Origin of the sequence: Roseovarius sp. A-2, assembly GCF_002072155.1 — a bacterium.
Classification (GTDB): domain Bacteria; phylum Pseudomonadota; class Alphaproteobacteria; order Rhodobacterales; family Rhodobacteraceae; genus Roseovarius.
In genome coordinates, this window is sequence record NZ_BDIY01000007.1 from 65,771 (window position 1) to 91,635 (window position 25,865).

Here is a 25,865-nt window from a genome sequence, read left to right on the forward strand (position 1 = left end):
GGGATCACTCTCCGGCGCGTTTTGTCTTGAAAGGGGCAGAATGCATATCAATGCGCTCAGGGTATGCGTGATCGGTGCCGGGATCGGCGGTCTCGCGGTGGCGCGGGCACTGGCGCTGCGGGGCGCCGATGTCAGCGTGCTCGAACAGGCCCCCGAGATATCAGAGGTCGGCGCAGGTTTGCAGATCAGCCCCAACGGTTTTGCGGTTCTGCGCGCGCTCGGGCTGGACGCCGATTTGCGCAATCTGGCGGTGCAGGCACGCGCGGTCAGCCTGCGTGACTATCACAAGGGCGAAGTGCTGCGGCTCGATCTCGGCGCGCTCGACAGTGGCGATTACTACTTCATCCACCGCGCCGATCTGATCGAGGTTCTGGCCGAGGCGGCGCGCGCCTCGGGCGTGCGCATCCGCCTCCTGCAAAAGGTCGCTGCGGTAGAAGGGGGTGCGCGGCCGCGCGTGTACATGGCCAGCGGCGCACAGACCGAGGCCGATCTGGTGATCGGGGCCGACGGGCTGCATTCGGTGGTCCGGCACGCCCTGAACGGTCCCGCAACGCCGTTCTTTACCCGCCAGGTTGCCTGGCGCGCGATCGTGCCGAACCTGTGGGCGCGCGGCCCCGAGGCGCAGGTCCATATGGGCCCGATGCGCCATGTGGTCAGCTATCCGCTGCGCGGCGGCGACATGCTCAATCTCGTGGCCGTGCAGGAACGCGCCGCCTGGACTGAGGAAAGCTGGAGCCAGCGCGACGACCCATTAGCACTGCGCGCGGCCTTTGGCGATTTCGGGCCGGAGGTGCGCGCCATGATGGGCGCGGTCGAGGAGGTGCATCTCTGGGGACTGTTCCGGCATCCGGTGGCGAAGGTCTGGCACCGCGACGGGCTGGCACTCCTGGGGGATGCGGCGCATCCCACCTTGCCGTTCATGGCGCAGGGCGCGAGCATGGCGCTCGAGGATGCCTGGGTGCTGGGCGATGCATTGGCCGCAGAGCCGGATCGCGACACCGCCCTTGCCGCCTATCAGGCCCGGCGTGAGGGGCGCGCGGCGCGGGTGGTCGCGGCGGCCAGCCGGAATGCCTGGAAATATCACCTGTCCTTCCCGCCGCTGCGATGGGCCGCGCATGCCGCGCTGCGCGCCGGCGGCCGCGTCGCGCCGGACCGGATGGTGCGCCAGTTCGACTGGCTTTACGGGCATGACGTGACCCGCGCCGCCTGAGCGGGCGGCTACAGCAACGCTTTACGTCTTTGCGCATGGGCCGCTTGCAGCGTGTCGGGATCGTATTCCGTGGCGATCCAGTCTTCAAAGCCGATCCCTGTCTGCCGCTGCCGCGCCTCGTAATGATCGAGAATCACATCGAGAATACCGGTATGCGACCATCTGAAATGCAGGTATTTCACTGCCAGCATCCGGCGTGCGTCACGGACGGGACGACCCTCGATCACCAGAAGATAGATCGCCGCCGCCAGCCCGGCGCGATCCGCGCCCGACTTGCAATGCATCACGAAGGGGCGCTCTATCTCGCGGAAGGCGCGGATCAGCGCCTCGAGATCTGCGCGCGGGGCAGGGGCGCGGGCCTGGAGCGGGCAACTGACGAGTTGCAGGCCAAGGCGGCGGCAGCTTGCCTCCTCGACAAGGTAATGCGCCGCCTCGGTGGCCCCGCGCAGGTTGAGTATGCTGCGCACGCCCATGGCCTTGAGCCGAAGGAACCGGGCATCGGTTGGCTGGTTCGAGCGGTAAACGCCGGGGGCGACGGGATAGTGATTGCTCCAGATCCCGCGCAGCGCCGCGTGATCGAACCACAGGTTGTAGATCCGCGCGCGACGACGATTCTCCGGCGTCGAGAGATCGGTGTTGTAAAAGGCCCGCTGCCTGCGTTCCCAATCGGCGATCCGTCTGAAAAGGCGCATGGCGTCGGGGCTCTTTCATCATCCTCGGGGCAGGCCGTCTTCGGTTTAGGCAGGTGCAGGCGGATTGACAAGCGGCAGGCGCATTGACGCCGCCTGGCAACGGCGTAAGGTCTGCGCCGACCCCTACAGGAGACCGACCCCCATGAGCCTTGCAAGCGGCCGCCCCTATCTTGCCATTCCCGGCCCCTCCGTCATGCCCGAGGAGGTGCTGCGCGCGATGCACCGCGCGGCCCCCAACATCTATGAGGGCGATCTGATCGAGATGACGGCAGGTCTCATTCCGGATCTGCGCTATGTGGCGCGCAGCACGGGTCATGTGGCGATCTATATCGCCAACGGCCATGGCGCGTGGGAGGCTGCACTGGCCAATGTCATCGCCCCCGGCGAGCGCGTTTTGATCCCCGCGACGGGCCGTTTCGGCCATGGCTGGGGCGAGATCGCCGAGGGGCAGGGGATCGCCGTCGAGATGCTCGATTTCGGCAAGCGCGCGCCGGTCGACCTGAACCGGCTGGAAGCGGCATTGCGGGCCGATAAAGCACATGACATCAAGGCAGTGCTGGCCACTCATGTCGATACCTCCACCTCGGTGCGCAACGATATCGCGGGCCTGCGCGCGGTGCTCGACGCGGTGGGGCATCCCGCGCTCCTGATGGCAGATTGCATCGCCTCGCTGGCCTGTGACCGGTTCGAGATGGACGCCTGGGGCGTCGATGTGATGGTGGCGGGCAGTCAGAAAGGGCTGATGGTGCCACCGGGGCTGAGTTTCGTGTTCTTTTCTGACAGGGCGGCCGAGGCGCGGCGTGCGATGGAACGGGTCAGCCGCTACTGGGACTGGACCAACCGGGCCGACCCGCAGATGTTCTACCAGTATTTTGGAGGCACGGCACCGACCCATCATCTTTTTGGCCTGCGCGCGGCCCTCGATCTCATTCGGGCCGAGGGGATCGAGGAGATCTGGACCCGGCACGAGACGCTGGCCCGCGCGATCTGGGCGGCCTGCGAAAGGTGGGGCGAAACCGGCCCGCTGGAGTTCAACATCGCCGATGCAGATCTGCGCAGCCGGGCGGTGACCGCGCTGCGGATCGGCGCGCCGCATGGCTCTGGTTTGCGGCAATGGGTGCAGGATAATGCCGGCGTGACGCTTGGTATCGGCCTAGGCATGGCAGAGCCCGGTGATCCGGCCTGGCACGGGTTCTTTCGGATCGGTCATATGGGGCATGTCAACGCGCATATGATCCTCGGTGCCCTCGGCGCGATCGAGGCCGGGCTGATCGCACTCGACATCCCGCACGCGACGGGCGGCGTTCAGGCGGCCGCACGCGTGGTGGCCGGTCATGCAGGGCAGGGCGTCTAGCCGGCGCGATGGTTTGATTCCGCACAGCGTCTGGAATTCGCAGGTCACCCGGCGCGAAAGTTGCACCGAAACTGCCTCCGTCCCGCGCAAACCCTCTTGCACGCCAGCACGCGCTTGGCTATCAGGCACGCCACGGGTGATTAGCTCAGTTGGTAGAGCGCTTCGTTTACACCGAAGATGTCGGGAGTTCGAGTCTCTCATCACCCACCATTCCAGCCCGTTGCCGATCCCGTGCCGAGTTTCCGGTCGACTGTCGTATGTCGCGGCGTCAATGAAGATGCGGCTGCCGATAGCGAGAATACCGCAAGGGCGCTGATGATCCCCGGCGTCTGGTGGAGTTTCCGTTTGGCGCATAATCAGTATTATGTTAATTGATCGCATATGCTCGAACAGAGCATGTCTGAACGTTAACAATGCAATCGCAATTGTTTATCTGGCGTGTCTCATCCAGAGAAACCACTTACCATCAGCTTCCCGTGTCCTATCCGTCGCCTGCTACGTCCGATGCAGCGCCGGTCGAACGCCACTCTCGACAGGACCTGCGAAAGCGGTTTACATCTCTTGCGCGGAGGAGTTCTCAACATGATGTCCATTCTCGTTCTCAACGGCCCTAACCTCAATCTTCTGGGGATACGGCAACCCGAAGTTTACGGGCACACGACGCTTGCCGATATCGAGAGCATGTGCCGCGAACACGCAGCCACGCATGGGTTCGATCTCGATTTCAAGCAAAGCAATCACGAAGGCGTTCTGATCGATGCGATCCACGCCGCGCGCGGCCAACATGACGGGATCATCCTAAACGCCGCGGCCTATACGCATACCTCCATCGCGCTGATGGATGCGCTGAGCTCTACACAGCTACCGGCGATCGAACTGCATCTGTCGAATGTCCACGCACGCGAACCGTTCCGGCACGTATCCTATATCGCCCGGGTTGCGGTCGGGGTGATCTCGGGCTTTGGAGCGCCGGGATATCTCCTTGCCCTCGATGCGATGCGGGGCCATCTGGAACGCTCCGAATGATCCACGCTGCCACGATCAACCGTATGCTCAATGCGACTACGATTGAGGAATTGTGGGATCTACACACCCGCAAGATGGCGGATTACGGCTTTGACCGCTTGATCTATGGCTGTACGCGGTTCCGCACCCGCACCTCGCTTGGCGATCCGGACGATTTCGTCGTCCTGTCGAACCATCCCCCGGGCTATATTGAGGCCTTTGTGGATGACGGCCTGTATTTTCACGCGCCGATGGTGCGCTGGTCGCTGACAAACGACGGCGCCTGTTCCTGGGCGTGGCTGGAACAGCGGGTCCAGTCCGGCGACGTCACCGCAAAAGAGCGCGCCGTGCTTGAATTCAACCGTGCGCATGGGGTGACTGCGGGGTATTCGATCAGCTTCAAGTCAATGCGCCCTCGAATGAAAGCGGCGATGGCGCTGACGGCGCGGCGCGGCATGAGCCAGAGTGAGGTCGATGCCCTTTGGCAGGAGGCAGGTGAGATCATCATTGCCTACAACAATCTGGCACATCTGTGCATTCAGTCCCTGCCCTACGAACCGCCCAAACGCTCGCTGACCGAGCGCCAGCGCGAAGTGCTCGGCTGGGTCGGTGATGGCAAGGTGGTTCAGGATATCGCGATGCTGATGAACCTCACTCCGGCAACGGTGGAAAAACATCTGCGACTCGCGCGCAAGGCGTTGAATGTCGAGACCACCGCACAGGCGGTTCTAAAAGCGGCGTTTCAGAATCAGATTTTCTTTCTCGACGCGTGAAAACCCCGAAATATTGGATGTTTATCGTGCTGGTATGGAATTCCTTACTTTCCTTACGCGGCGTAATGTTGCAAACTATCACTGTTCCGTGAGTGGTGGCTATATGCCTGGAACGTATGAACGAAGGTCAGCCTTTGACGTTTTGAAGGGATCGACGTTTTTTCCGGACGTTCCGGATGTCGGCTGTACCCTCCTATTCAATCGGGGGGTGCAGTCGATGCAGTCAAGGCCGTCGTTTCATCCCCAATAGACGACCGGTCAATAGCGGTGTCGCCCGAAAGGGCGGCACCGTTTCTTCTTTCTCAGGCACCAACGGACATGAAAAAGGGCCCGTGCGGGGCCCCTTCCCTGAAAGATTGCTTCCGTGGTTCAGCCCTGTGCGGCCTTGGCCACTTCGGCGGCGAAATCCTCTTCCTTCTTCTCGATGCCTTCGCCCACTTCAAGACGTACGAAAGCGGCGATCGTGGTGCCCGCTTCCTTGGCGGCGGCCTCGACCGTCAGGTCGGGGTTCATCACGAAGGACTGGCCAAGAAGCGTGACCTCGGACATGAATTTCTTCATCCGACCGATGATCATTTTTTCGATCACCGCCTCGGGCTTGCCGGATTCGCGCGCGATGTCGATCTGCACCTCGCGCTCCTTTTCGACGATGGCCGGGTCGAGCGAGGCTTCATCGAGCGACGCGGGATTGGTGGCGGCGATATGCATCGCGACTTGGCGGGCAAACGCCTCGTCGCCCGAGAACGCCACAAGAACGCCAATCTTGCCCATGCCGTCACCGGCGGCGTTGTGCACGTAAGAAACGACGCCGTCGCCTTCGGCGCGGGCCATGCGGCGCAGCGACATGTTCTCGCCGATGGTGGCGATCTTGTCGGTGATCGTGTCGGCCACGGTCTTGCCGCCGAGATCGGCGGCATTGAGCGCGTCGATATCATCCGCATTCAGCGCGGCATCGGCAATCTGTGCGACCATCGCCTGGAAATCGGCGTTCTTGGCGACGAAATCGGTCTCCGCGTTGACTTCGACCGCGACGCCCTTGCCACCCTCGACCTTGACGGCGACGAGGCCCTCGGCGGCAGTGCGGCCGGATTTCTTGGCGGCCTTGGCCAGACCCTTCGTGCGCAGCCAGTCCACGGAGGCCTGCATGTCGCCGTCATTCTCGGTCAGCGCTTTTTTCGCATCCATCATGCCTGCGCCCGTGCTGTCGCGCAGTTCTTTTACCATTGCAGCAGTGATCGCCATCTCGGCTCTCCTCAAGTTCGGTGTATCGCGGGGGCGCGATAGCCCTGCCCCCGTGTCAGTTTCGTGACAGGTCTCAGCCTTGGGCGGCTGCCGTTTCCTCGGCGATGACCTCTTCCACTGGGGCCTCTTCCATCGCGCCGAGATCGATACCGGCGGCCCCCATCTGGGCGGTCATGCCGTCAAGCGCCGCGCGGCTGACCAGATCGCAATAGAGCGACAGGGCGCGGGCGGCGTCGTCATTGCCGGGGATGATGTAATCGATACCATCGGGCGAGCAGTTTGTATCGACCACAGCCACGACCGGGATGCCAAGCTTGTTGGCCTCGGCGACGGCGAGCGCCTCTTTCTTGACGTCGATGACGAAGAGCATGTCCGGGACGCCGCCCATTTCGCGAATACCGCCGAGCGAGGCCTGAAGCTTGGTTTGATCGCGCTCGATGCCGAGGCGCTCTTTCTTGGTTAGGCCCTCGCCGCCTGCTTCGAGGATCTCGTCGATCTGCTTGAGGCGCTGGATGGATTTCGACACGGTCTGCCAGTTGGTCAGCGTACCGCCGAGCCAGCGGTGATTCATGTAATACTGCGCGCATTTCTCGGCGGCTTCGGCCACCGGCTGCGCGGCCTGACGCTTGGTGCCGACGAAAAGCACGCGGCCATTCTTGGCAACGCATTCGCGGATCGCGTTGAGCGCCGCGTCGAGCATCGGCACGGTCTGCGTCAGATCCATGATGTGAATGCCGTTGCGCGCGCCGTAGATGAATTCGCCCATGCGGGGATTCCAACGCTGCGTCTGGTGGCCGAAGTGAACGCCAGCTTCGAGCAGCTGACGCATGGTGAACTCGGGAAGAGCCATGTCTCGTTTCCTTTTCCGGTTTGCGCCTTGGCACGGGGTGAGAAGCGGAATGCTTCAACCGGTGGACCGCAACGGGGATGTCTCCCCCGTGAGCCCGCCCATGCCTGCGGATTTCAGTGCCGCGCGTATAGCGGCCCCTGCCCGCCTGTGCAAGCCCCGCCGGGGTTTTTTGCCGAGCCCCGTGTGCGGACCATTGTGGGGCGCGCGCAATACGCATAGATAACCCACGTTCTCTGCTGAGAGTTGCCATGACCACGCCCTTCGAAGAGCATCCGATCGCGCCGAAGAAATCTGCCCGGTTCGGCGGTCTGCGCACCAGTTTTCTGACCGGTCTAGTGGTGATCGCGCCCGTCGGTCTAACGATCTGGCTGATGTGGACGCTGATCGGCTGGGTTGACGGGTTCGTGCTGCCGCTCATTCCCGACCGCTACCAGCCCGAGCAGTATATCGGCATCAATCTGCGCGGCCTTGGGGTCGTGATCTTCCTGATCTTCACCGTGCTTGTGGGGTGGGTCGCCAAGGGGCTGATCGGGCGCTCGCTCATTCGTTTCGCGGAATCGCTGGTCAACCGCATGCCGGTGGTGCGGTCTATCTATTCGGGTGTCAAGCAGATGGCCGAGACGGTCTTTGCGCAGACCGAGAGCAGTTTCGAGAAAGCCTGTCTGATCCAATATCCGCGCAAGGACATCTGGGCCATTGGTTTCATTTCGACCGAGGCCAAGGGCGAGGTGAATGCCAAGGCGCAAACCGGAAGTGACCTGCTGAGCGTCTTCGTGCCCACCACGCCGAACCCGACCAGCGGCTTCCTTTTGTTCTTTCCGCGCGAGGATGTGATCGAGCTCGACATGAGCATCGAAGACGCCGCCAAACTGGTGATCTCGGCGGGGCTTGTCTATCCGGGCGAGAAGACGCCCGAGGAACTGCGCAAGAAAAACAGATGAGGCGACGCGGCTACGGTGCCGCGCCAAGCGCCTTGGCCAGACGTGGCAGGCGCGCCTTTTTCAACAGCGGGCGCATCTCCCAGTCGTCTTTGGACAGGCGGCGCGCCTTGGTTAGAACGCCCTCGGCCACCGCCGCCACCTGATCCGGCTGCGCCTGCCAGATGCCATGCAGGAACCCATCGGGATCGGCCCGCCAAAGCCCCTCTTCGGCCAGGACGTTGCGCGGGAAATCACGCGCGTTCAGCGTGAGGATACCGTCGGCGGAGCCCGCGATGGCGGCCGCCAGAACATGCGTGTCCGCCGGATCGGGCAACCAGAGTCGGTCTTCCAGCGAGGGCGAATAAGTGACGCTGGCCTCAGGCCAGCGTGCCGCCATCATCGCCGCCTCGCCCGCGGCCTGCGCCTGTGCCTCGGGGCCCAGTTTCACCGCCGCATGCAGCCACTCATTGATGATCCGTTCGGACCAGAGCGGGGTGAAGGCCCCTGCCCCGGCCACGCCGAGGATCATCTCGCGCATCACCGTAGGGTAGATCACGCAGGTATCCAGCAGGACCTTCATAGCCGGTAAAAGAGCGCCTTGAGATAACCCGATTCCGCCAGTTGCGGATGCAGCGGATGATCCGGCCCAGCAAAACCCGTGTGAATGAGCGCGCCCGCGCGCCCCGCCCGCCCGATGCCGCGATTGCAGGCGGTGCGGAACCGCGTCAGATCGGCGGCATGCGAGCAGGAACACAGCCCCAGATAGCCACCCGGGGCGACCAGCCCCGCCGCCAGCCGCGCCACCCGCTCATAGGCGCGCAATCCCTTTTCCAGCGCCGGTTTGGCGGGGGCAAAGGCCGGCGGGTCGCAGATCACCACGTCGAACTGCGCGCCCTCCTGCGCCAGTGCCTCCATCACCTCGAACGCATCGCCCTTGCGCGTGTCGAGGCGGGCATCCTGTCCCATCCGCGCCGCGCCCTCGCGCGCCAGGTCGAGCGCCGGGGCAGAGCCATCGACCGCCAACGCATGCGAGGCCCCACCGGCCAGCGCGGCCAAGGCAAAGCCGCCGACGTGGGCAAACACATCAAGCACCCGCGCGCCTTGGGCCAGACGCGCGGCGAAGGCGTGATTGGGGCGTTGGTCGTAGAAAATGCCGGTCTTCTGTCCGCCCAGAAGGTCGGCCATGTAAGTGGCGCCGTTCATCAGCACCGGCACCGGACCCGAGGGCGCCGCGCCCGCCAGAACACCGCTCAGGTCGTCCAGCCCCTCCAGCCCCCGCGCGCGGCCCGAGGCGTTCTTGAGCACGGTGGCGACCCCCGTCACCTCTTGCAGGGCCGCCGATATCTCGGGCAGTAGAACGTCGGCCCAGGCCGCATTGGGCTGGATCACGGCGATGTCGTCGAAGCGGTCGATCACCACGCCGGGTAACCCGTCCGCCTCGGCATGGACGAGCCGATAAAACGGGGCCTCGAACAGCCGGGCCCGCAATTCCAGTGCCCGCGAGAGCCGCGCCGCAAACCACGCCGCATCAATCCGTGCGCCCGCGTCGCGGTCAAGCATCCGCGCCATGATGCGCGAGGCAGGGTTGACGGCCACGATGCCAAGCGGCGCGCGCTCGGCGTCCTCCAGCACGGCGATGCTGCCGGGGGCAAGGGCGCGCGTGCGTCGGTCGGTGACAAGCTCGTTGTCGAACACCCAGGGCGCGCCGTGCCGGATGGCGCGCGCGTCGGTCTTGGGTTTCAGGCGGATCACGGGATAAGGGGGCGGTGTCATGCCGCCCCCTTACGCCGTTTCCCGAGCCCGGGAAAGATCATATTTGGTTGAGCGCGCCTATGAGGCCGAGGGCCTGCGCGTGGTAGCCTTCCGGGTCCTGCAACTCGGTGCGGATCACTTTTGACAGATGCTCGGAGATGCGCAGCTTTTGGGTGATGCCCTCACGCTCGGCATTGATCGCCTTCTGGCCGCCGAACGCCTTGAGATCGGCCTTGACGAATTTCGGCGCGCCATAGGCCTCGCCGGTGTCGGGGTTGCGCAGCACGAATTCGAATTGCACCGCATGCACGCCGCCGATGGTGTAGCGTGCCTTTTCGCTGAGCGCATGAAAGCGGGTGACCGTGACATCGAGCACAGCAGGTACGGCCCCCTTCGGCATTTGCGCCACGCCATCGTGCAATGCGGCCTCGAAGATCGCCCTGACCTGTGCGTGGCGGTCGCCGGGAGGGTCCTCACGCCAGACGATGTCGCCGCCGGGGTAATAGCGGTTGGCCTCGGATACGCGCAGCGTGTCGGGCACCGACACGCGAATGTCCTGAATGTCGAGTGAGACCGGCACCGGCTGCACCATCGGGCTGTCGAGCAGGGCATTGCGGCTGGCGGTATCGACGCTGGCGCAAGCCGACAGGCCGAATCCCAGGGCCAATGCGGCGGCGAGACGAAAAGCGATCATGGTGTCCTCCAAGGCGTTGCCTGTTGATCTTGCAAACGGAGGATGTCGTGGGAATAGGGCGCATTTGAGACGAATTCAGCGCATTTTATGTGCATTGCCGGGGCACTGTGGGCCTTGTTTCAGCCCTCTCGCGGGCGCGACCGCCATCCACCGCGTCGCCGCGCGGGCGCGGATTTCACCACCCCCTCGCGCAGCACCTGCGTCATCGGGTGATCGGGATTGTCAGGCGCATATCGCTCGATCAGCGCGGCAATCGCCACCTGCGGGTTGTCTTCCTGCGGCTGCGACAGCGCCCAGTCGAGAAAGATCGAACGGCATTCCCCCGGCCCGATCCCGTGGATGCTGTACGCCTCGCGGATGAGCCCCTTGGGATCCAGCGGATCACGCTGCATGGCCATCGCTCAACCCTCCCCGGGGCGGCGGTCAAGGCAGGCGTCGATCACCTCCGCCGCCGCCGCGCAGGTGGCGGTCAACCGATCTTCAAGCATGTCCAGCGTCTCCTCCGCAGTCTCGCGCCGCAGGAATGCCGCGCCGCCCTCGCCGATGCGGTCGGGCGCGAGCGTCTTGTCGCTGATCAGCCGGGCCACCATCTGCACCCGCCAGCAAAGCGCATAGGCACGTGTGAGCGCTGCGCTGTCGGCGTCACTCAACCAGCCGATTGCGACACCGCCCGCAAAGCCCGAGGCCACATCGCGCGCCGCCTGCCCTGCCATCAGGTTCCCGGCCTGCGCCACGAGCTCCAGATCGAGCAGGCGGCCCGGCCCCAGCTTGGCATCCCAAGGCCCGTCGGAGGGCTTGGCCTGGGCCACGCGGGCACGCATTTCCCGGACTGCGGCAAGCGCGGGTTCGGGCGCGGATGTCTCGGCAAGGAGGCTGGCACGGAATGTCTCTACATCCGCCGCAAGCCCTCCATCCCCGGTGATCACCCGCGCCCGGGTCAGCGCCAGATGCTCCCATGTCCAGGCCTCGTTCTGCTGGTAATTCCTGAACGACGGCCAGCTTGTCGCGACAGGCCCCTGATTGCCCGAGGGGCGCAGGCGCATATCGACCTCGTAAAGCCGCCCCTCGGCCATCGGCGCAGTCAGCGCGGTGATCATCGCCTGCGTGAGCCGTGCGTAATAGGGCCGGGCCGCCAGCGGTCGCCGCCCGTCTGACCCCTCCGCATCGCCCGCATCATAGATCACGATCAGATCGAGATCGGAACCGGCGTTGAGCCGTTCGGCCCCGAGCGAGCCCATGCCCACCACGACGGCCCCCCGCCCCGGAGGCTGCCCATGTTTCTCACTGAATTGCGCGACCACTCGCGGCCAGACCGCCGCAATTACCGCGCCGGCCAGATCGGCATAGTGCTGCCCCGCATGATCCGCGTCGATGAGACCGCGCAGGTGATGCACGCCGATGCGGAAATGCCATTCCTTGTGCCAGCGGCGGGCGGCATCGAGGGCACGCTCGTAATCCGCCTCGTGCGCCAGCCGTGCCGCCAGTTCGTCTTCCAGCGCCGCACGGCCCGGCCAATCTGCAAAGAAATCCCCGGCAATCACCGCGTCGAACACGCTCGCGTTTCGCGAAAGGTATTGCGCCAGCACCGGGGCTGTGCCGACGATATCGACAAGCAGGTCGATCAGCTGCGGGTTGGCCTCGAAGAGCGAAAACACCTGCACCCCCGCAGGCAGGCCGGACAAAAAACCGTCAAACGCCAGCAGCGCCTCGTTCGGCTCGGTGGTGCGGTCGAGACGCGCGAGGATATCGGGCTTGAGGCGGTTGAAAATCTCCACCGCCCGGGCCGAGCGCAGCGCCGGATAGCTGGGCCAACGGGCGATCACATCACCGTCTAGCGCGTCAGGCACGATGCATTCCTCCGCGCCGGTATCCTGCGCAAAAAAGCCTTCGATCAGCTCATGCACCTCGGTCAGCCGCGCCTCCAGATCGGCGCGCAGATCCCCCATGTCGCGGCCCATGAAGGCGGCGAGCCGGTCGAATTCCTGCGCCGAATCGGGCAACAGATGCGTCTGCGCATCGCGCAACATCTGCACCCGGTGCTCAACCTCGCGGTGAAAGCGGTAATGGCGGGTCAGCGTCTCGGCAGCACTCTCGGGGATCCAGCCCTTCTCGGCCAGCCGCGCCAGTCCCGGCACCGTACCGCGCACCCGCAGGTCAGTGTCGCGCCCACCCGCGATCAGTTGCCGTGTCTGGGTAAAAAACTCGATCTCGCGGATGCCGCCGCGCCCCAGCTTCATGTTGTGCCCCTCAAGGCAGAGCCGCCCGCCCAACCCCTTATGCTCGCGGATCGCGAGGCGCATGTTATGGGCGTCCTCGATGGCCGCGAAATCTAGATGCTTGCGCCAGACAAACGGTGTCAGCGTCGTGAGAAAGCGATCACCCGCCGCGATGTCGCCCGCACAGGCCCGCGCCTTGATATAGGCCGCGCGCTCCCATGTGCGCCCCAGGCTTTCGTAATAGGTCTCGGCGGCGGCCATCGCCATGCAGACCGGGGTGACGCCCGAATCCGGGCGCAGCCGCAGGTCAGTGCGAAAGACATAGCCCTCGGCGGTGCGGTCGCTCAACAGCGCGGACATCTTGCGCGTGGCGCGCACAAAGCTGGCGCGAGCCTCGTGGAAATCGTCGCGGTCAAAGCGGGTCTCGTCAAACAGGCAAATGAGGTCGATATCGGAGCTGTAATTGAGCTCATGCGCGCCCATCTTGCCCATGGCTAGCACCACCATTCCGGCACCAGTCGCGATGTCATCCTCACTCATCCCCGGCAGCTTGCCGCGCCGGATTTCCGCGGCCAGTGCGGATTTCAGCGCCAGATCGCAGGCCAGATCGGCGAACTGTGTCAGACGGCCCGTCACCTCCTCCAGCGGCCAGACGCCCGCCAGATCGGCAAGCCCGGTGAGCAGCGCCACACGCCGCTTGGCCTCGCGCAGGGCCGCTCCGAGACGGTCCGACTGCACCTCTTTCAACTTATCGAACAGCCCCGTCAACGCCGCCTCGGGCGCGTCGAGCGCGGTCCCAAGCCACGCCGCCTCCTGCAGGATCAGCGTCTTCAGGAACGGGCTGCACCCTCCGGCCCCGGCCAGCAGATCCGACAGCGGCCCGGTGAGATCAGGCAACGCCGCGCGCGCCTCCTCTCCCTCGGCAGGGTCAAAGGGGCGCGGCAGGCGGGTCAGGCGGTCGGTGAATGTCATGGCATGAGTGATACAAGCCGGGCGGGTCTGGTCAATGGCTGACGGAGTTGAAATAAGGGGAAAAAACCGGAGGATAATGATGAGCAAGAGCCTTGCTCGCGTGACCCGTGCCCTGCAGGAGGCCGGACTGGCGATCACGCCCGCCGAGATCGGCAACGCCACTACGGCGCAGATGGCCGCCGATCTTGTGGGCTGCGATATCGCGCAGATCGCCAAGTCGATCATGTTTCGCGGGCACGATAGCGGCACGGCGATCCTGTTTGTCACCTCGGGGGCTAACCAAGTCGACGATGCGCGCGCGAGTGTTGTGGCAGGTGAGGCGCTCGGCAAGGCCGATGCCGCGCTGATCCGGGCGCAGACCGGCTTTGCCATCGGGGGCGTCTCGCCGGTGGGGCACCTGACGCGCCCGCGCGCGTTCTTTGATCCGCATCTTCTGATCTTCGCAGAGGTCTGGGCGGCGGCGGGCACACCCCGACATCTCTTTGGCATCGCTCCACGGCAACTGATGAGAATCGCGGGCGCGCAAGAGGCGGATTTCACCGCCTGACCCCTTGCAAATGCGCGGCACATGCCCATCCTAAAGCGAATGACCCAGACCCGATTGGCCCCCGCATGAGCGACATCACCTGGCACCTGCCCGACCCCCAGCGGCAGCCGGAATTCTATGCCGATGTAGCCTCGAAGAGGCTCGTCGCCTTCGTGGTGGACACGATTTTGATTATCGCCATTTGCCTGCTGATTGTCCCCTTCACGGCCTTTACCGGTCTGTTCTTCTTTCCGGTCCTGATGACGGTGGTCGGCTTTGCCTACCGCGTCGTGACCATCGCGCGCGGATCGGCCACATGGGGCATGCGGCTGATGGCGATCGAGTTTCGCGCGTCCGACGGCCAACGCTTCGGTCTCGGGCTCGCCTTCGTGCATACGCTCGGGCTGACGATTTCCTTTACGCTGCCAATCTTGCAGGTGATTTCCATCGTCTTGATGCTCACCGGGCCGCGCGGCCAGGGTCTGAGCGACCTGGTTCTGGGCAGCGTTGCCGTCAACCGCCGTGCTGCAATGTGACAGAGGCGTGACAAGCCCCTTGGCGGGGGCGATGATGGTTGTTATCGTCGCGCACAAGGATAACGCGGAATACCCCCATGCGACACACCCTTCCCATAGCGCCCCAGTTCTATGTGACGGCACCGCAACCCTGCCCCTACCTGCCGGGGCGGATGGAACGCAAGCTGTTCACGGCGCTGCAGGGCGAGAGCGCGCAGCGCCTGAATGACGGGCTGTCCAAACAAGGGTTTCGGCGGTCGCAGAACGTGCTTTACCGGCCGTCCTGCGCCGATTGCGCGGCCTGTCTTTCGGCGCGGATCAGCGTGGCAGAGTTCACCGCCTCCAAGAGCCAGAAGCGCACCGCGCGCCGCAATGCGCATCTCAAGCGCCGGGCGACCTCTCCCTGGGCGACCGAAGAACAATACGATCTCTTCCGCCGCTATCTGGAGAGCCGTCACGCCACCGGCGGCATGGCCGATATGGACACGTTCGAGTTTGCCGCGATGATCGAGGAAACGCCGATCCGCACGCGCGTGGTGGAATATAGCGACCCGGAAGAGGATACGCTGATCGCCGTCTGCCTCACCGACATCCTCGATGACGGGGTGAGCATGGTCTATTCCTTCTACGAGCCCGACCTGCCCCGCGCATCGCTCGGCACCCATGTGATTCTGGATCATATCGAGATCGCGCGCGAGAATGACCTGCCCTATGTCTATCTCGGCTACTGGGTGCCGGGCAGCCCCAAAATGGGCTACAAGGCAGCGTTTTCCGGGCTTGAGGTCTATATCGGCAACTCTTGGCAAAAGATGCGCGACCCGGAGGCGTTCCGCGCACAGGCGCATCCGCTTGTGAATGATCCGATTTCCGAGCAGGTGGCCAATATCGCCCTGCCCGATGGTGGCCCGTCGCAACGATTGCGTCCTTGAGCGGGGTTCAGTGCCGGATCAGTTGGCCGGACAGCCTTGTATATCGACCGCATCCCCGGTACTCAGCACCGTCAGGCGCAGCCCCGAGCGATTAAGCATGAAGCCCTGCTGCTCGACGTGGTGCAGTTCGGTCTCGGCATGCAGGGTCTGGCCGGATCGTCGAGTCTCGGTCTGCGCGACCCAGAGCTGCGGATTATCGGTTTCCACCACGACCATTTCCTGCGCACCCATCTGTGTCATTTCGATCTCGGCCATCAGCCGCATGCCGCCCCCGATTCGCGGCGCGACGCTACAGACAACCCGCCCGACCCCGGCCTCCTCGGCGGTGTAGGGCCGCGTCGCGAGCGCCGCGGCGATCCTGGGGTCGCGCTCTCCCACCCCAAGCGGCAGGTCGAGCCCGGCCTCCATCTGTACGGGCACGCAGATATCACTGCACAGACCGATCTCGATATCGGCAACGAGCGAGATCGGCTGATCCGCACGATCCGGCGTAAGCCGCACCGGTAGCACCAGATCATGCTCATAACCGATCGTGCGCAACCCGCTGGTCATGGTCTGCTGCGGCGTAGGCCAGATGATCTCGACCGCCTTGAGGTTGCGTGATCCGCGCCAGTAGAAGCGCGGCGGAATTCCGGCGTCGCCCGGTGCGCGCCAATAGGTCTTCCAGCCCGGCTCCATCTCGAATCGCAGCGCCGCCATATGGCTGCCATCCTGCATCCGCCAGCCCGGAAGCACCGAAACGGCGACCATGTCATCGACAGACTGCGCCGATGTCGGGGCCGCGAAAACCAGCATGACCGGCATGATAAGAGGGATCAGCAATTTGAACATGACTATCAAATGGGGGATTCCACCGGAAATGCCAACTCACATTCCAGCGAGAAATCTTGCCCCAAGGTGAACGCCCATCTTGCACCCGGCAGCGCGTACCCCCATTCTTGAACTACCATGACGAGAGGCAAAAGGTGACGGAAAATACCGATCTGACAGGAAAAATCCTGATCGCCATGCCCGAGATGGGCGATCCGCGTTTCGTAAATGCGGTGGTGTTCCTGTGCGCGCATTCCGCAGAAGGAACGATGGGGCTGATCATCAACAAACCGACGCAGGAGTTGCGCATGCGCGACCTGCTCGAGCAGTTGGAGATCGCGCCGGGCATCGAGATGCGCAATCTGCCGGTGCATTTCGGCGGGCCGGTCGAGCATGGGCGCGGCTTTGTGCTGCACGATGGCGATTATCACTCGGCGATCTCCTCGCTCGACGTGAACGACGCCTTCGCGATGACCGCGACGCTCGACATCCTCGAGGATCTCGCCGAAGGGCGCGGCCCGGCCCATGCGATCCTGGCGCTTGGCTATGCCGGATGGGGACCGGGGCAGCTTGAAGAGGAAATCGCGCAGAACGGCTGGCTGACCTGCGAGGCGGACATGGATCTGGTCTTTGACACGCCCGACGCCGACAAGTGGGAAACCGCGCTCGGTCGGCTTGGCGTCTCGGCGCTGATGCTCTCGTCGGACGCGGGCCGCGCCTGAGCGGATTGCCGCTGGTCAAGCGCTGGCGCGCGCTGATAGATTGGTGCCCATGTTTCTCCGCGCCTCACGGACCCTGCTTGTCGCCCCGTTCCTGCTGGTCACTGCCCTGGTGACCGGCGCGGTCTGGCAGTATGGCTACGGCCAGGCGCTCGACAGGCTGGCGCGCCGGGGCACGGCGGATATGTCGCTGGTGCTGGGCGGGCTGGTCTCGGATCTGCAACGCTACCGCGATCAGGCTGTGGCGCTGGCCGGGCATCCGACGCTGACCGTGCTGACCGGCGCGCGCGCGCCGCATCAGGAGGCGGCGGCGAACCGGCTGCTGATCGCCTCGGCAGACCGCACCGGGGCGACCGGGCTATATTTCGTGGACGACCGGGGCGATTTGCTGGCGGGCACCCGAGGCACTCCACCGCCAAACCTCACCCGCTCCGGGGCCTTTGCCCGGGCGATGGACGGCGCGCTCGGCACGACCCACTCCATGCAGCGCTCGGGCTCGGCACGGCTGTTTCAATTCGCCGCCCCCTCCTTTGGTGCGGATGGCAAGGTCAACGGCGCGCTGATCGCCGTGGCCAATGCCGAGAATGTGGAATTCGGATGGCGCGGATTGCAGACGGCGGTGTTCCTGGTCGACGAGGCGGGCCGTGTCTTCATGTCCAACCGCTCCGAGCTTCTGGGCTGGGGCAAGCTACCGGGTGAGGCGCAGCTGGTGCCGCCAGACGGCGCGCCGATCCGGTTCACGCAGACCCGCAGCGGCCCGCATGAAATCTGGCAGATCGACCTTGGCCCCTATCTGCCGCGCCGCGCGTTGCAGGTCAGCCAGGCACTGCCGCGTATTGGCATGACCGGCGCGGCACTGGTCGATGTGGCCCCGGCGCGACGCATCGCGATGCTGCAGGCGGGGGCCGTGGGCGGGCTGCTTCTGTTCTTCGGCGCGCTGCTGCTTTTTGCGCAGGAACGGCGCCGCACGCTGGCGCGCGCCAATGCCGAACTGGAACGCCGCGTGGCCGACCGCACGACCAGCCTGACCGAAACCAACCGCGCCCTGCGCCGCGAGATCCATGAGCGCGAGGAGGCCGAGGCCGCGCTGCGCCGCGCTCAGGCCGAACTGGTGCAGGCCGGCAAGCTCAGCGCGCTTGGCAAGATGAGCGCGGGCATCAGCCACGAGCTCAACCAGCCCTTGATGGCGATCCGGCAATTCGCGGCGAATGGCGGCGCGTTCCTGCAACGCGGAACGCCTGACAAGGCCGCCGAAAACCTTGCCCGCATCGACGAGATGGCCCACCGGATGAGCCGCATCATCCGCAACCTGCGTGCCTTTGTGCGCAACGAGAATGAGCCGGTGACCTGTGTCGACATCGTGCAGGTTGTGCAGGCCGCGCTCGAGATGACCGCCGAACGGCTGGCCAAGGATGGCATCGAGGTCGATTGGCAGCCCCCGGCCCGGCCCGTTCCCGTGCGCGGCGGCGAGGTGCGGCTCGGGCAGGTCGTGCTCAACCTCATCACCAATGCCGCCGACGCCATGGCCCAAAGCGCCGAGCGACGGTTGTCGATCAGCCTCACCGACGGCGCGCCGGTCACGCTGCGCCTGTCGGATACCGGGCCTGGCATCGAGGAGCCGGAGAAAATCTTCGACCCGTTCTATTCCACCAAGCTGATCGGTGCGGGTGACGGGATGGGGCTGGGCCTGTCGATCTCCTACGGCCTGGTCCAGAGCTTCGGCGGCAAGATCACCGGGGCCAATACTGGCCATGGCGCGGAATTCACTGTCGAGCTGGAGCCCTGGACAGAGCAACAGAAAGGGGCGGCATGAACGGTGAGGTTCTTGTCGTCGATGACGACCGCCCGGTGCGCGAGGCGCTGACGCAAACGCTGGAGCTGGCAGATTACACCGTGCGCGCGGCGGGATCCTTCATCGAGGCCAAGGACCATATCACACCCGATTTTCCCGGCGTGATCCTGTCGGATATCCGCATGCCGGGGCGCGACGGGTTCCACCTGCTATCGCATACCCGCGCCCTGGACGACGAACTGCCGGTGATCCTTCTGACTGGCGAGGGCGACGTGCCGATGGCGGTCAAGGCCATGGGCGACGGCGCCTTCGACTTCCTGGAAAAGCCTTGCGCGCCGGATCAGTTGATCCCGGTGCTTGAACGCGCATTAAAAAACCGTCGTTTGGTGCTGGAGAACCGCCGCCTGAAGGCGCAGTTGGAAATCGGCGATCCGGCGGCGCGCATGCTCTTTGGCACCTCGCAACTGGCCGAGGATATGCGCCAGACCGTTCGGCAGGCGGCGCGCGCGGGCACCGAGGTGCTGGTCACCGGCCCGCCCGGCGCGGGTGTGTCCAAGGTGGCCGAGGTCATCCACCTGATGTCGAAGGGCGCGGGCGGCCCCTTTGTCAAGCGCGCGGCGGCGGGGCTCGACCCGGACGCGCTCGATACCGCCTATGAACAGGCGGCGGGCGGCAATCTCTTTCTCGACGAGATCCCCGCCCTGCCCACGGCCAGCCAATACGCGCTCCTCGAACGGCTCGACCCCGGCGGTGACGCGCGGCTCATTGCGGGCAGCACCGCCGATCTGGCACAGGCAGCCGCCGAGGGCCGCTTCAACGCCGATCTCTACTACCGGCTGGAGGTGCTGCGCGTGCGCATCCCCGCGCTGTCGGAACGGCCCGAGGATATCCCCGTGCTGTTTCGCCACTACGTCGCGCAGGCCGCCGAACAGGCCGGCCTCGCCGCGCCCGAAATAAACCCCGATCACCTCGCAGCCCTCATGGCGCAGGACTGGCCGGGCAACGCGCGCTCGCTCATGTCGGCCGCGATGCGCTTCGTCCTCGGCATGCCCGACACTGCGGCGGAAGCGGCGGAATTGGGGCTCGCGGAACAGATGGCGCGAGTCGAGCGTTCGCTGCTGATCGCGGCTTTGGGGCGGCAGAACGGACGCGCGGCGCAGGCGGCACAGGCGCTCAAACTGCCGCGCAAGACCTTCTACGACAAGCTGGCGCGATACGGGATTCGCCCCGAGGACTATCGCCGCTGAGTCGCGCCCTGACTGTGCGGAAATCCGCACAAGCACCACATCACCCGTGCGGATTACCGCACAAGCCATGCCACAGGTGCAAGGCCGACATGTCATATCCGCTCGGCAAACCTCTGATAAACGGTCAGAAATCGGGCAGAGCGCCCAGAAATATCGCAGGATCTTGAGCAGCACGTGTGATTCTCTCACGATATCGGCACCGCGCCCGGAACCGGGCGTTTCGGAACAGACTGTAATCCATGGGAGGAGATCCAAGATGAAATTCATGACCGCTGCCGTATCGGCACTGGCCCTTACCGCCTTTGCAGGCACCGCGATGGCCGCCTGTGACGACGGCGAGATCGTCGTCAAGTTCAGCCACGTCACCAACACTGACAAGCATCCCAAGGGCATCGCCGCCTCGCTGCTGGAATCCCGCGTCAACGAGGAAATGAACGGCACCATGTGCATGGAGGTCTATCCGAACTCCACGCTCTACAACGATGACAAGGTGCTCGAGTCGATGCTGCAGGGCGACGTGCAGCTCGCCGCACCCAGCCTCTCGAAATTCGAGAAATTCACCAAGCAGTTCCGCCTTTTCGACCTGCCGTTCCTGTTCTCGGACGTGCATGCCGTCGACCGCTTTCAAGCGTCCGAAACCGGTCAGGCGATGCTCGACTCGATGCAACGCCGCGGCCTTCAGGGTCTGGCATACTGGCACAACGGCATGAAGCAGATGTCGGCGAACGTGCCGCTGCTGGAGCCGTCGGATGCCAACGGCCTCAAGTTCCGCGTTCAATCCTCGGACGTGCTCGTGGCGCAGATGGAGGCGATCGGCGGCAGCCCGCAAAAGATGGCCTTTTCCGAGGTCTACGGCGCGCTGCAACAAGGCGTTGTGGACGGGCAGGAAAACACCTGGTCCAATATCTACGGCAAGAAGTTCTTCGAGGTGCAGGACGGCATCACCGAGACCAATCACGGCATCATCGACTACCTGCTGGTGACCAGCGTCGATTGGCTGGACAGCCTGGACGCCGATGTACGTGACCAGTTCCTGACCATCGTGGGTGAGGTGACCGAGACCCGCAATGCCGAGTCGTCCAAGGTCAACCAAGATGCCAAGCAAGCGGTGATCGACGCCGGTGGCGAGGTGCGGCAACTTTCGGCCGAGCAGCGCGAAAAGTGGGTCGAGACGATGAAGCCCGTCTGGGAGCAGTTCGAGGGCGATGTCGGTGCCGAGAATATCGACGCCGCCGTGGCCTCGAACAGCAGTTCGTAAATCTGCATTAACGGTGCTGCCCCGTATAATCGGGGCATGGGTATCAGTATCGGGCGGGCCCCCGTGGCCCGCCCGACCTGCAACAGACTTCTGCAAGATCAGGGGACCGGGACGATGCAGCACAGGACAGGGCTAATCGACCAGATCGAGGAGACGGTGATCGCCGTGCTGCTCGGGCTGATGACACTCACCACCTTCGCCAATGTGGTGGCGCGCTACATTTTCAATTCGAACATCCTCTGGGCACTCGAACTGACGGTGTTCATGTTCGGATGGCTGGTGCTGCTGGGTGCCTCCTACGCAGTCAAGAAACACGCGCATCTCGGCGTGGACGCGATCCTCAACATGGTGTCGCAACCGGCGCGTCGCGTGCTTGCGCTCATCTCGGTCGCGGCCTGCCTGATGTTTTCGCTGCTGCTGCTCAAGGGCTGTTACGATTACTGGGCGGTCTTCGCCGACCTGCCCCCCACATCGGGGCGCTGGTTTCCGACGGGCTTCGACATGAGCGCCCGCAGCCAGAGCTTCTACGAGGTGCAGGACGTGCCGATGGTCGGTGTCTTCCGCTTTCTGGAGGACATGATCAACTACGGCGAAACCTACGAGAAACTGCCCAAGGTCGTGCCCTATATCGTGCTGCCGATCTCGGCGCTCCTGCTGGTGCTGCGATTTTCACAGGTCGCGGTCGCAATCTGGCGCGGCGACGTGGATCGTCTGGTTGCCAGCCACGAGGTCGAGGACGAGCTTGACGAGATCCGCGCCGAACATGCGCGCGACGCGAACGGGGGATCGAACTGATGGATGTCGTCCTTCTCTTCTCGATGGTGATCGGCCTTCTGCTGATCGGTGTGCCGATTGCCATCTCGCTCGGGCTCAGCTCGACCCTCTTCCTGCTGATCTATTCCGAAAGCTCGCTGGCCTCGGTCGCAGGCACCCTGCTCGAGGCCTTTGTCGGCCACTACACCCTGCTCGCGATCCCGTTCTTCATTCTCGCCTCGGCCTTCATGACGACGGGCGGCGTGGCGCAGCGGATCATCCGCTTCTCCATCGCCTGCGTCGGGCACCTGCCGGGCGGGCTCGCCATCGCGGGCGTGTTTGCCTGCATGCTCTTCGCCGCGCTGTCCGGCTCTTCACCGGCGACCGTTGTGGCCATCGGCACGATCGTCATCGCAGGGATGCGGCAGGTCGGCTATACCAAGGAATTCGCGGCTGGCGTGATTTGTAACGCTGGCACGCTCGGCATCCTGATCCCGCCCTCCATCGTCATGGTGGTCTATGCCGCCTCGGTCGATGTGTCGGTGGGTCGGATGTTCCTTGCGGGCGTCATTCCCGGCCTTCTGGCGGGCCTGATGCTGATGACGACGATCTATGTCATCGCGCGGGTGCGCAACCTGCCGAAAGGCGACTGGCAAGGCTGGGGCGAGATCTGGGCCTCGGGGCGCGAGGCGGGCTGGGGCCTCTTTCTGATCGTCATCATCCTCGGCGGCATCTATGGCGGCATCTTCACGCCCACAGAGGCGGCGGCGGTTGCGGCGGTCTATTCCTTCTTTATCGCCTGCTTCATCTACCGTGACATGGGGCCGCTTGCCACCTCCGGCGAGGGCCGGAATACCAGCCTCAGCCGCAAGCCCTGGGCTGTTGTCACCGCCTTCGTGCACCCTGACACCAAGAAGACGCTGTTCGACGCCGGGCGGCTCACGGTCACGCTTTTGTTCGTGATCGCCAACGCCCTCATCCTCAAGCACGTGCTGACCGACGAGCAGATCCCGCAATCCATCGCCAATGCCATGCTGTCGGCGGGCTTCGGCCCGGTCATGTTCCTGATCGTGGTCAACGTGATCCTGCTCATCGGCGGGCAGTTCATGGAGCCGTCGGGCCTTCTGGTGATCGTGGCACCGCTGGTCTTTCCCATCGCCATCGAACTGGGGATCGACCCCATTCACCTTGGCATCATCATGGTAGTGAATATGGAAATCGGGATGATCACGCCGCCGGTAGGGCTCAACCTCTTTGTCACCTCGGGCGTTGCGGGCATGCCGATGATGTCGGTCGTTCGCGCCGCCCTGCCCTTCCTCGCGGTGCTCTTCGTGTTCCTGATCATGGTCACCTATATTCCGTGGATCTCGACCTTTCTGCCCAACACATTCATGGGGCCGGAGATCATCACCAACTGACCCGGCTCATCACAGCAGATACGCCACGCGAGGAATGCCCCCTTTGCGTGGCGTTTTCATTTGCGATTTGAAACGCTGCGCGCCGCGCGCTACCTGCGGTGTCGCAATGGCGTCTTTACCACGCCATGTTTCGCCGCTACCCATAAGGCCCAACCAAGGAGAGACGCGTGACCCAAGAGACCGTGAGCGTGGAACGCGACGCCTTCCTGGCGGCCATGCGTCAGGTCGCCTCCACCGTCACCGTGGTCACCACCGACGGTACGGCGGGCCGCGCAGGTGCCACCGTAAGCGCCTTCACCTCGCTCTCGGCCGATCCGCCGTCGGTGCTGATCTGCCTACGCTCAGACAGCAGGATTGCCCGCACCGTGGCCGAAAATCGCGCCTTCTGCGTCAATATCCTGCCGGAACATGCCGTCGAGGTGGCGCGCGCCTTTGCCGGACCCTCGCCCGACAATCCCGAAGATCGCTTTGCCGGGCTCCCCTTCGAGGCCGACGCGCATGGCCCCATCCTGCCGCGCGCCACCGCTTTTTCCTGTGCGCTGACCGATCTGATGATGCATGGCAGCCACGCGATCTGCATCGGACAGGTCGCGCGGCTGACCAATACCGGCGAACGCCCGCTGACTTATATGAGCGGCGACTACCATATCGTGCGCCCGCATCGCGACTGACACCGTCTCGTTTCTTTATGGCGAAAATACTCGAATTGCTCCGCTGGCCAAACCGCGCCTGCCCTGCCATATCTGCGCGCGACCCAGCCAAGGAGACGCGCCCATGACCCGTATCATCACCGCCCTGAGCGAGATTTCCGACCGCTACGACGCGCTCTTTGTCGATCTATGGGGCTGCGTCCACGACGGCGTGCGCGCCCTGCCCGACGCCGTCTCGGCATTGCAGGCCTATCGCAAGGCCGGTGGCACCGTGATCCTGGTGACCAACGCACCGCGTGCCCGCGACTCGGTGGCGCGCCAACTCGATAGGTTCGGCGTGCCAACCGATGCCTGGGACAGCATCGCCACCTCCGGTGACAGTGCCCGCGCGGCGATGTTCCGCGGCGTCGTGGGGCAAAAGCTGTGGTTCATCGGCCAGCCCCATGACGAGAGTTTCTTCGAGCTGCTCCAGATCATCGAGGACCCGGTCGAGGTGAGCCGCGTGCCGCTGGAAGAGGCCGATGGTATCGTCTGTGCCGGTCCCTTCGATCCCAATGCCGACCCCGCCGAAATGCGGCCGCACTTTCTTTATGCCAAGCAGAAGGGCCTGAAGCTGCTCTGCGCGAACCCCGATATCGTCGTTGATCGTGGCGAAACCCGGGAATGGTGCGCAGGCGCATTGGCGCAGCTTTACACCGAGATGGGGGGGACAAGCCTCTATTTCGGCAAGCCACACCCGCCGATCTACGATCTTGCGCGGCGTCGACTCGCATCCCTGGGGCGCGACGTGGAAAACCACCGCATCCTCGCCATCGGCGACGGGGCGCAGACCGATATCAAGGGTGCAATGGGTGAGGATATCGATTCTCTTTTCATTACCGGCGGCCTCGCTGCGAAAGAGACCAAAACGTCGCAGCAACCTGAAGAGCAGGCGCTAAACACCTATCTAGAAAAGGAAATGTCCGCACCAACCTATGCAATCGGGTTTCTGCGCTGACAGAAAGCGCTTGCTTTTTCTGCGACTGCGAAGTAATAAAATTCCAACTCCGGGCATCATACAGCCCGATTATTACACGCCAAACCAAGCGGAGGGCGGAGATGTTGGATAATATGCCGCGCGGCACGATCTGTATCGAAGATATCGAAATGGGCATGACGCGCCACCTGCGCAAAGTCGTGACCGACCGCGATATCGAGATGTTCGCCGAGGTCTCGACCGACCGCAACCCGGTCCATCTCGATGATGCCTATGCGCAGGACACGATCTTTGAGGGGCGCATCGCGCATGGCATGCTGACGGCCGGGCTGATCTCGGCGGTGATCGGCGAGCAGCTGCCGGGCCATGGCACGGTCTATATGGGCCAGACACTGAAATTCCTCGCCCCCGTGCGCCCCGGCGACATGGTGCATGCCGAGGTCGAGGTGGTGGGAATCGACCATGGCAAGCGCCGCGTGCAGCTTGATTGCCGCTGCCTGGTGGAGGGCAAGAAGGTGCTGATCGGCGAGGCCACCGTACTCGCGCCGTCGCGCAAGTTCGACTGATCCCTTGCGCCGCACAACGCCGCACC

Annotated in this window: 26 protein-coding genes and 1 tRNA gene; 18 read left to right on the plus strand and 9 right to left on the minus strand. The window is 64.3% G+C overall.

Features of this window, described 5'->3' with window-relative positions:
• Positions 1–40: 40 nt before the first annotated feature.
• Entirely contained in the window at positions 41–1,210 is a 1,170-nt protein-coding gene (locus BHD06_RS10390; protein ID WP_080456944.1) for an FAD-dependent oxidoreductase, read from the plus strand.
• An 8-nt stretch (positions 1,211–1,218) separates the two neighbouring features.
• Here BHD06_RS10390 and BHD06_RS10395 read toward each other — a convergent pair whose 3' ends face one another.
• A complete protein-coding gene (locus BHD06_RS10395; RefSeq protein ID WP_080456945.1) occupies positions 1,219–1,902 on the minus strand; it encodes a tyrosine-protein phosphatase in 684 nt (227 codons plus the stop codon).
• A 142-nt stretch (positions 1,903–2,044) separates the two neighbouring features.
• Between BHD06_RS10395 and BHD06_RS10400 the strand changes: the two genes are divergently transcribed.
• From BHD06_RS10400 to BHD06_RS10415, 4 genes are all read left to right on the plus strand, one after another.
• Positions 2,045–3,256, plus strand: coding sequence for an alanine--glyoxylate aminotransferase family protein (locus BHD06_RS10400; RefSeq protein ID WP_080456946.1), 1,212 nt, complete (start codon positions 2,045–2,047; stop codon positions 3,254–3,256).
• 134 nt (positions 3,257–3,390) lie between these two features.
• A tRNA-Val gene (locus BHD06_RS10405) sits at positions 3,391–3,466 on the plus strand.
• 372 nt (positions 3,467–3,838) lie between these two features.
• Complete coding sequence (aroQ, locus tag BHD06_RS10410; RefSeq protein ID WP_080456947.1) at positions 3,839–4,282, plus strand: type II 3-dehydroquinate dehydratase; 444 nt, start codon at positions 3,839–3,841, stop codon at positions 4,280–4,282.
• The gene (locus BHD06_RS10415; protein ID WP_080456948.1) at positions 4,279–5,034 is read left to right on the plus strand and encodes a LuxR family transcriptional regulator; all 756 of its coding nucleotides are present in this window, start codon (positions 4,279–4,281) and stop codon (positions 5,032–5,034) included. The genes aroQ and BHD06_RS10415 overlap by 4 nt, the downstream gene beginning before the upstream one ends.
• A gap of 369 nt (positions 5,035–5,403) precedes the next feature.
• On the opposite strand, the gene tsf is transcribed toward BHD06_RS10415, so the two are convergent.
• A complete protein-coding gene (gene tsf / locus BHD06_RS10420; protein ID WP_080456949.1) occupies positions 5,404–6,276 on the minus strand; it encodes a translation elongation factor Ts in 873 nt (290 codons plus the stop codon).
• Between the two features lie 73 nt (positions 6,277–6,349).
• A complete protein-coding gene (gene rpsB / locus BHD06_RS10425; protein WP_080456950.1) occupies positions 6,350–7,126 on the minus strand; it encodes a 30S ribosomal protein S2 in 777 nt (258 codons plus the stop codon).
• A 248-nt stretch (positions 7,127–7,374) separates the two neighbouring features.
• Here rpsB and BHD06_RS10430 point away from each other — a divergent pair, with 248 nt between their 5' ends.
• Positions 7,375–8,067 carry a DUF502 domain-containing protein gene (locus BHD06_RS10430; protein WP_080456952.1) on the plus strand — a complete coding sequence of 231 codons (693 nt, stop codon included), beginning with the start codon at positions 7,375–7,377 and terminating at the stop codon, positions 8,065–8,067.
• A gap of 10 nt (positions 8,068–8,077) precedes the next feature.
• On the opposite strand, the gene BHD06_RS10435 is transcribed toward BHD06_RS10430, so the two are convergent.
• From BHD06_RS10435 to BHD06_RS10455, 5 genes are all read right to left on the minus strand, one after another.
• Positions 8,078–8,626: an RSP_2648 family PIN domain-containing protein gene (locus BHD06_RS10435; protein ID WP_080456953.1), complete on the minus strand. Its 549-nt coding sequence runs from the start codon at positions 8,624–8,626 to the stop codon at positions 8,078–8,080.
• Positions 8,623–9,819 (minus strand): RSP_2647 family RNA methyltransferase, encoded by a 1,197-nt coding sequence (locus BHD06_RS10440; protein ID WP_080456955.1) that lies wholly within the window; start codon positions 9,817–9,819, stop codon positions 8,623–8,625. Before BHD06_RS10440 ends, BHD06_RS10435 begins: the two co-directional genes overlap by 4 nt.
• A gap of 37 nt (positions 9,820–9,856) precedes the next feature.
• Positions 9,857–10,492 carry a DUF6778 family protein gene (locus tag BHD06_RS10445; RefSeq protein WP_080456956.1) on the minus strand — a complete coding sequence of 212 codons (636 nt, stop codon included), beginning with the start codon at positions 10,490–10,492 and terminating at the stop codon, positions 9,857–9,859.
• 119 nt (positions 10,493–10,611) lie between these two features.
• The gene (locus BHD06_RS10450) at positions 10,612–10,884 is read right to left on the minus strand and encodes a hypothetical protein (RefSeq protein WP_080457045.1); all 273 of its coding nucleotides are present in this window, start codon (positions 10,882–10,884) and stop codon (positions 10,612–10,614) included.
• A gap of 9 nt (positions 10,885–10,893) precedes the next feature.
• Positions 10,894–13,680, minus strand: a complete 2,787-nt coding sequence (locus BHD06_RS10455; protein WP_080456958.1) for a glutamine-synthetase adenylyltransferase — start codon at positions 13,678–13,680, stop codon at positions 10,894–10,896.
• 79 nt (positions 13,681–13,759) lie between these two features.
• Between BHD06_RS10455 and BHD06_RS10460 the strand changes: the two genes are divergently transcribed.
• The 3 genes from BHD06_RS10460 to BHD06_RS10470 all read left to right on the plus strand — a co-directional run bounded on the left by BHD06_RS10460 (position 13,760) and on the right by BHD06_RS10470 (position 15,650).
• Entirely contained in the window at positions 13,760–14,227 is a 468-nt protein-coding gene (locus BHD06_RS10460) for a YbaK/EbsC family protein (protein ID WP_080457046.1), read from the plus strand.
• Positions 14,228–14,292: 65 nt separating this feature from the next.
• Positions 14,293–14,742, plus strand: coding sequence for an RDD family protein (locus tag BHD06_RS10465; RefSeq protein WP_080456959.1), 450 nt, complete (start codon positions 14,293–14,295; stop codon positions 14,740–14,742).
• A gap of 77 nt (positions 14,743–14,819) precedes the next feature.
• Positions 14,820–15,650 (plus strand): arginyltransferase, encoded by an 831-nt coding sequence (locus BHD06_RS10470; RefSeq protein ID WP_080456961.1) that lies wholly within the window; start codon positions 14,820–14,822, stop codon positions 15,648–15,650.
• A gap of 18 nt (positions 15,651–15,668) precedes the next feature.
• On the opposite strand, the gene BHD06_RS10475 is transcribed toward BHD06_RS10470, so the two are convergent.
• A complete protein-coding gene (locus tag BHD06_RS10475) occupies positions 15,669–16,481 on the minus strand; it encodes a protein-disulfide reductase DsbD domain-containing protein (protein WP_254892383.1) in 813 nt (270 codons plus the stop codon).
• A gap of 134 nt (positions 16,482–16,615) precedes the next feature.
• Here BHD06_RS10475 and BHD06_RS10480 point away from each other — a divergent pair, with 134 nt between their 5' ends.
• The 9 genes from BHD06_RS10480 (at position 16,616) to BHD06_RS10520 (ending at position 25,839) form a co-directional block, all read left to right on the plus strand.
• Positions 16,616–17,182, plus strand: a complete 567-nt coding sequence (locus BHD06_RS10480; RefSeq protein ID WP_080456962.1) for a YqgE/AlgH family protein — start codon at positions 16,616–16,618, stop codon at positions 17,180–17,182.
• Between the two features lie 49 nt (positions 17,183–17,231).
• Complete coding sequence (locus tag BHD06_RS10485) at positions 17,232–18,992, plus strand: ATP-binding protein (RefSeq protein ID WP_080456964.1); 1,761 nt, start codon at positions 17,232–17,234, stop codon at positions 18,990–18,992.
• Entirely contained in the window at positions 18,989–20,218 is a 1,230-nt protein-coding gene (locus BHD06_RS10490) for a sigma-54 dependent transcriptional regulator (RefSeq protein WP_080456965.1), read from the plus strand. Before BHD06_RS10485 ends, BHD06_RS10490 begins: the two co-directional genes overlap by 4 nt.
• Before the next feature lie 256 nt (positions 20,219–20,474).
• Positions 20,475–21,476 carry a DctP family TRAP transporter solute-binding subunit gene (locus BHD06_RS10495; protein WP_080456966.1) on the plus strand — a complete coding sequence of 334 codons (1,002 nt, stop codon included), beginning with the start codon at positions 20,475–20,477 and terminating at the stop codon, positions 21,474–21,476.
• A 114-nt stretch (positions 21,477–21,590) separates the two neighbouring features.
• Entirely contained in the window at positions 21,591–22,271 is a 681-nt protein-coding gene (locus tag BHD06_RS10500) for a TRAP transporter small permease (RefSeq protein ID WP_080457048.1), read from the plus strand.
• The gene (locus tag BHD06_RS10505) at positions 22,271–23,647 is read left to right on the plus strand and encodes a TRAP transporter large permease (protein WP_080456967.1); all 1,377 of its coding nucleotides are present in this window, start codon (positions 22,271–22,273) and stop codon (positions 23,645–23,647) included. The genes BHD06_RS10500 and BHD06_RS10505 overlap by 1 nt, the downstream gene beginning before the upstream one ends.
• A 167-nt stretch (positions 23,648–23,814) precedes the next feature.
• Complete coding sequence (locus tag BHD06_RS10510) at positions 23,815–24,318, plus strand: flavin reductase family protein (protein WP_080456968.1); 504 nt, start codon at positions 23,815–23,817, stop codon at positions 24,316–24,318.
• A gap of 103 nt (positions 24,319–24,421) precedes the next feature.
• Positions 24,422–25,294, plus strand: a complete 873-nt coding sequence (locus tag BHD06_RS10515) for a TIGR01459 family HAD-type hydrolase (RefSeq protein WP_080456969.1) — start codon at positions 24,422–24,424, stop codon at positions 25,292–25,294.
• Positions 25,295–25,395: 101 nt separating this feature from the next.
• Positions 25,396–25,839, plus strand: a complete 444-nt coding sequence (locus BHD06_RS10520; RefSeq protein ID WP_080456970.1) for a MaoC family dehydratase — start codon at positions 25,396–25,398, stop codon at positions 25,837–25,839.
• Positions 25,840–25,865: the final 26 nt, after the last annotated feature.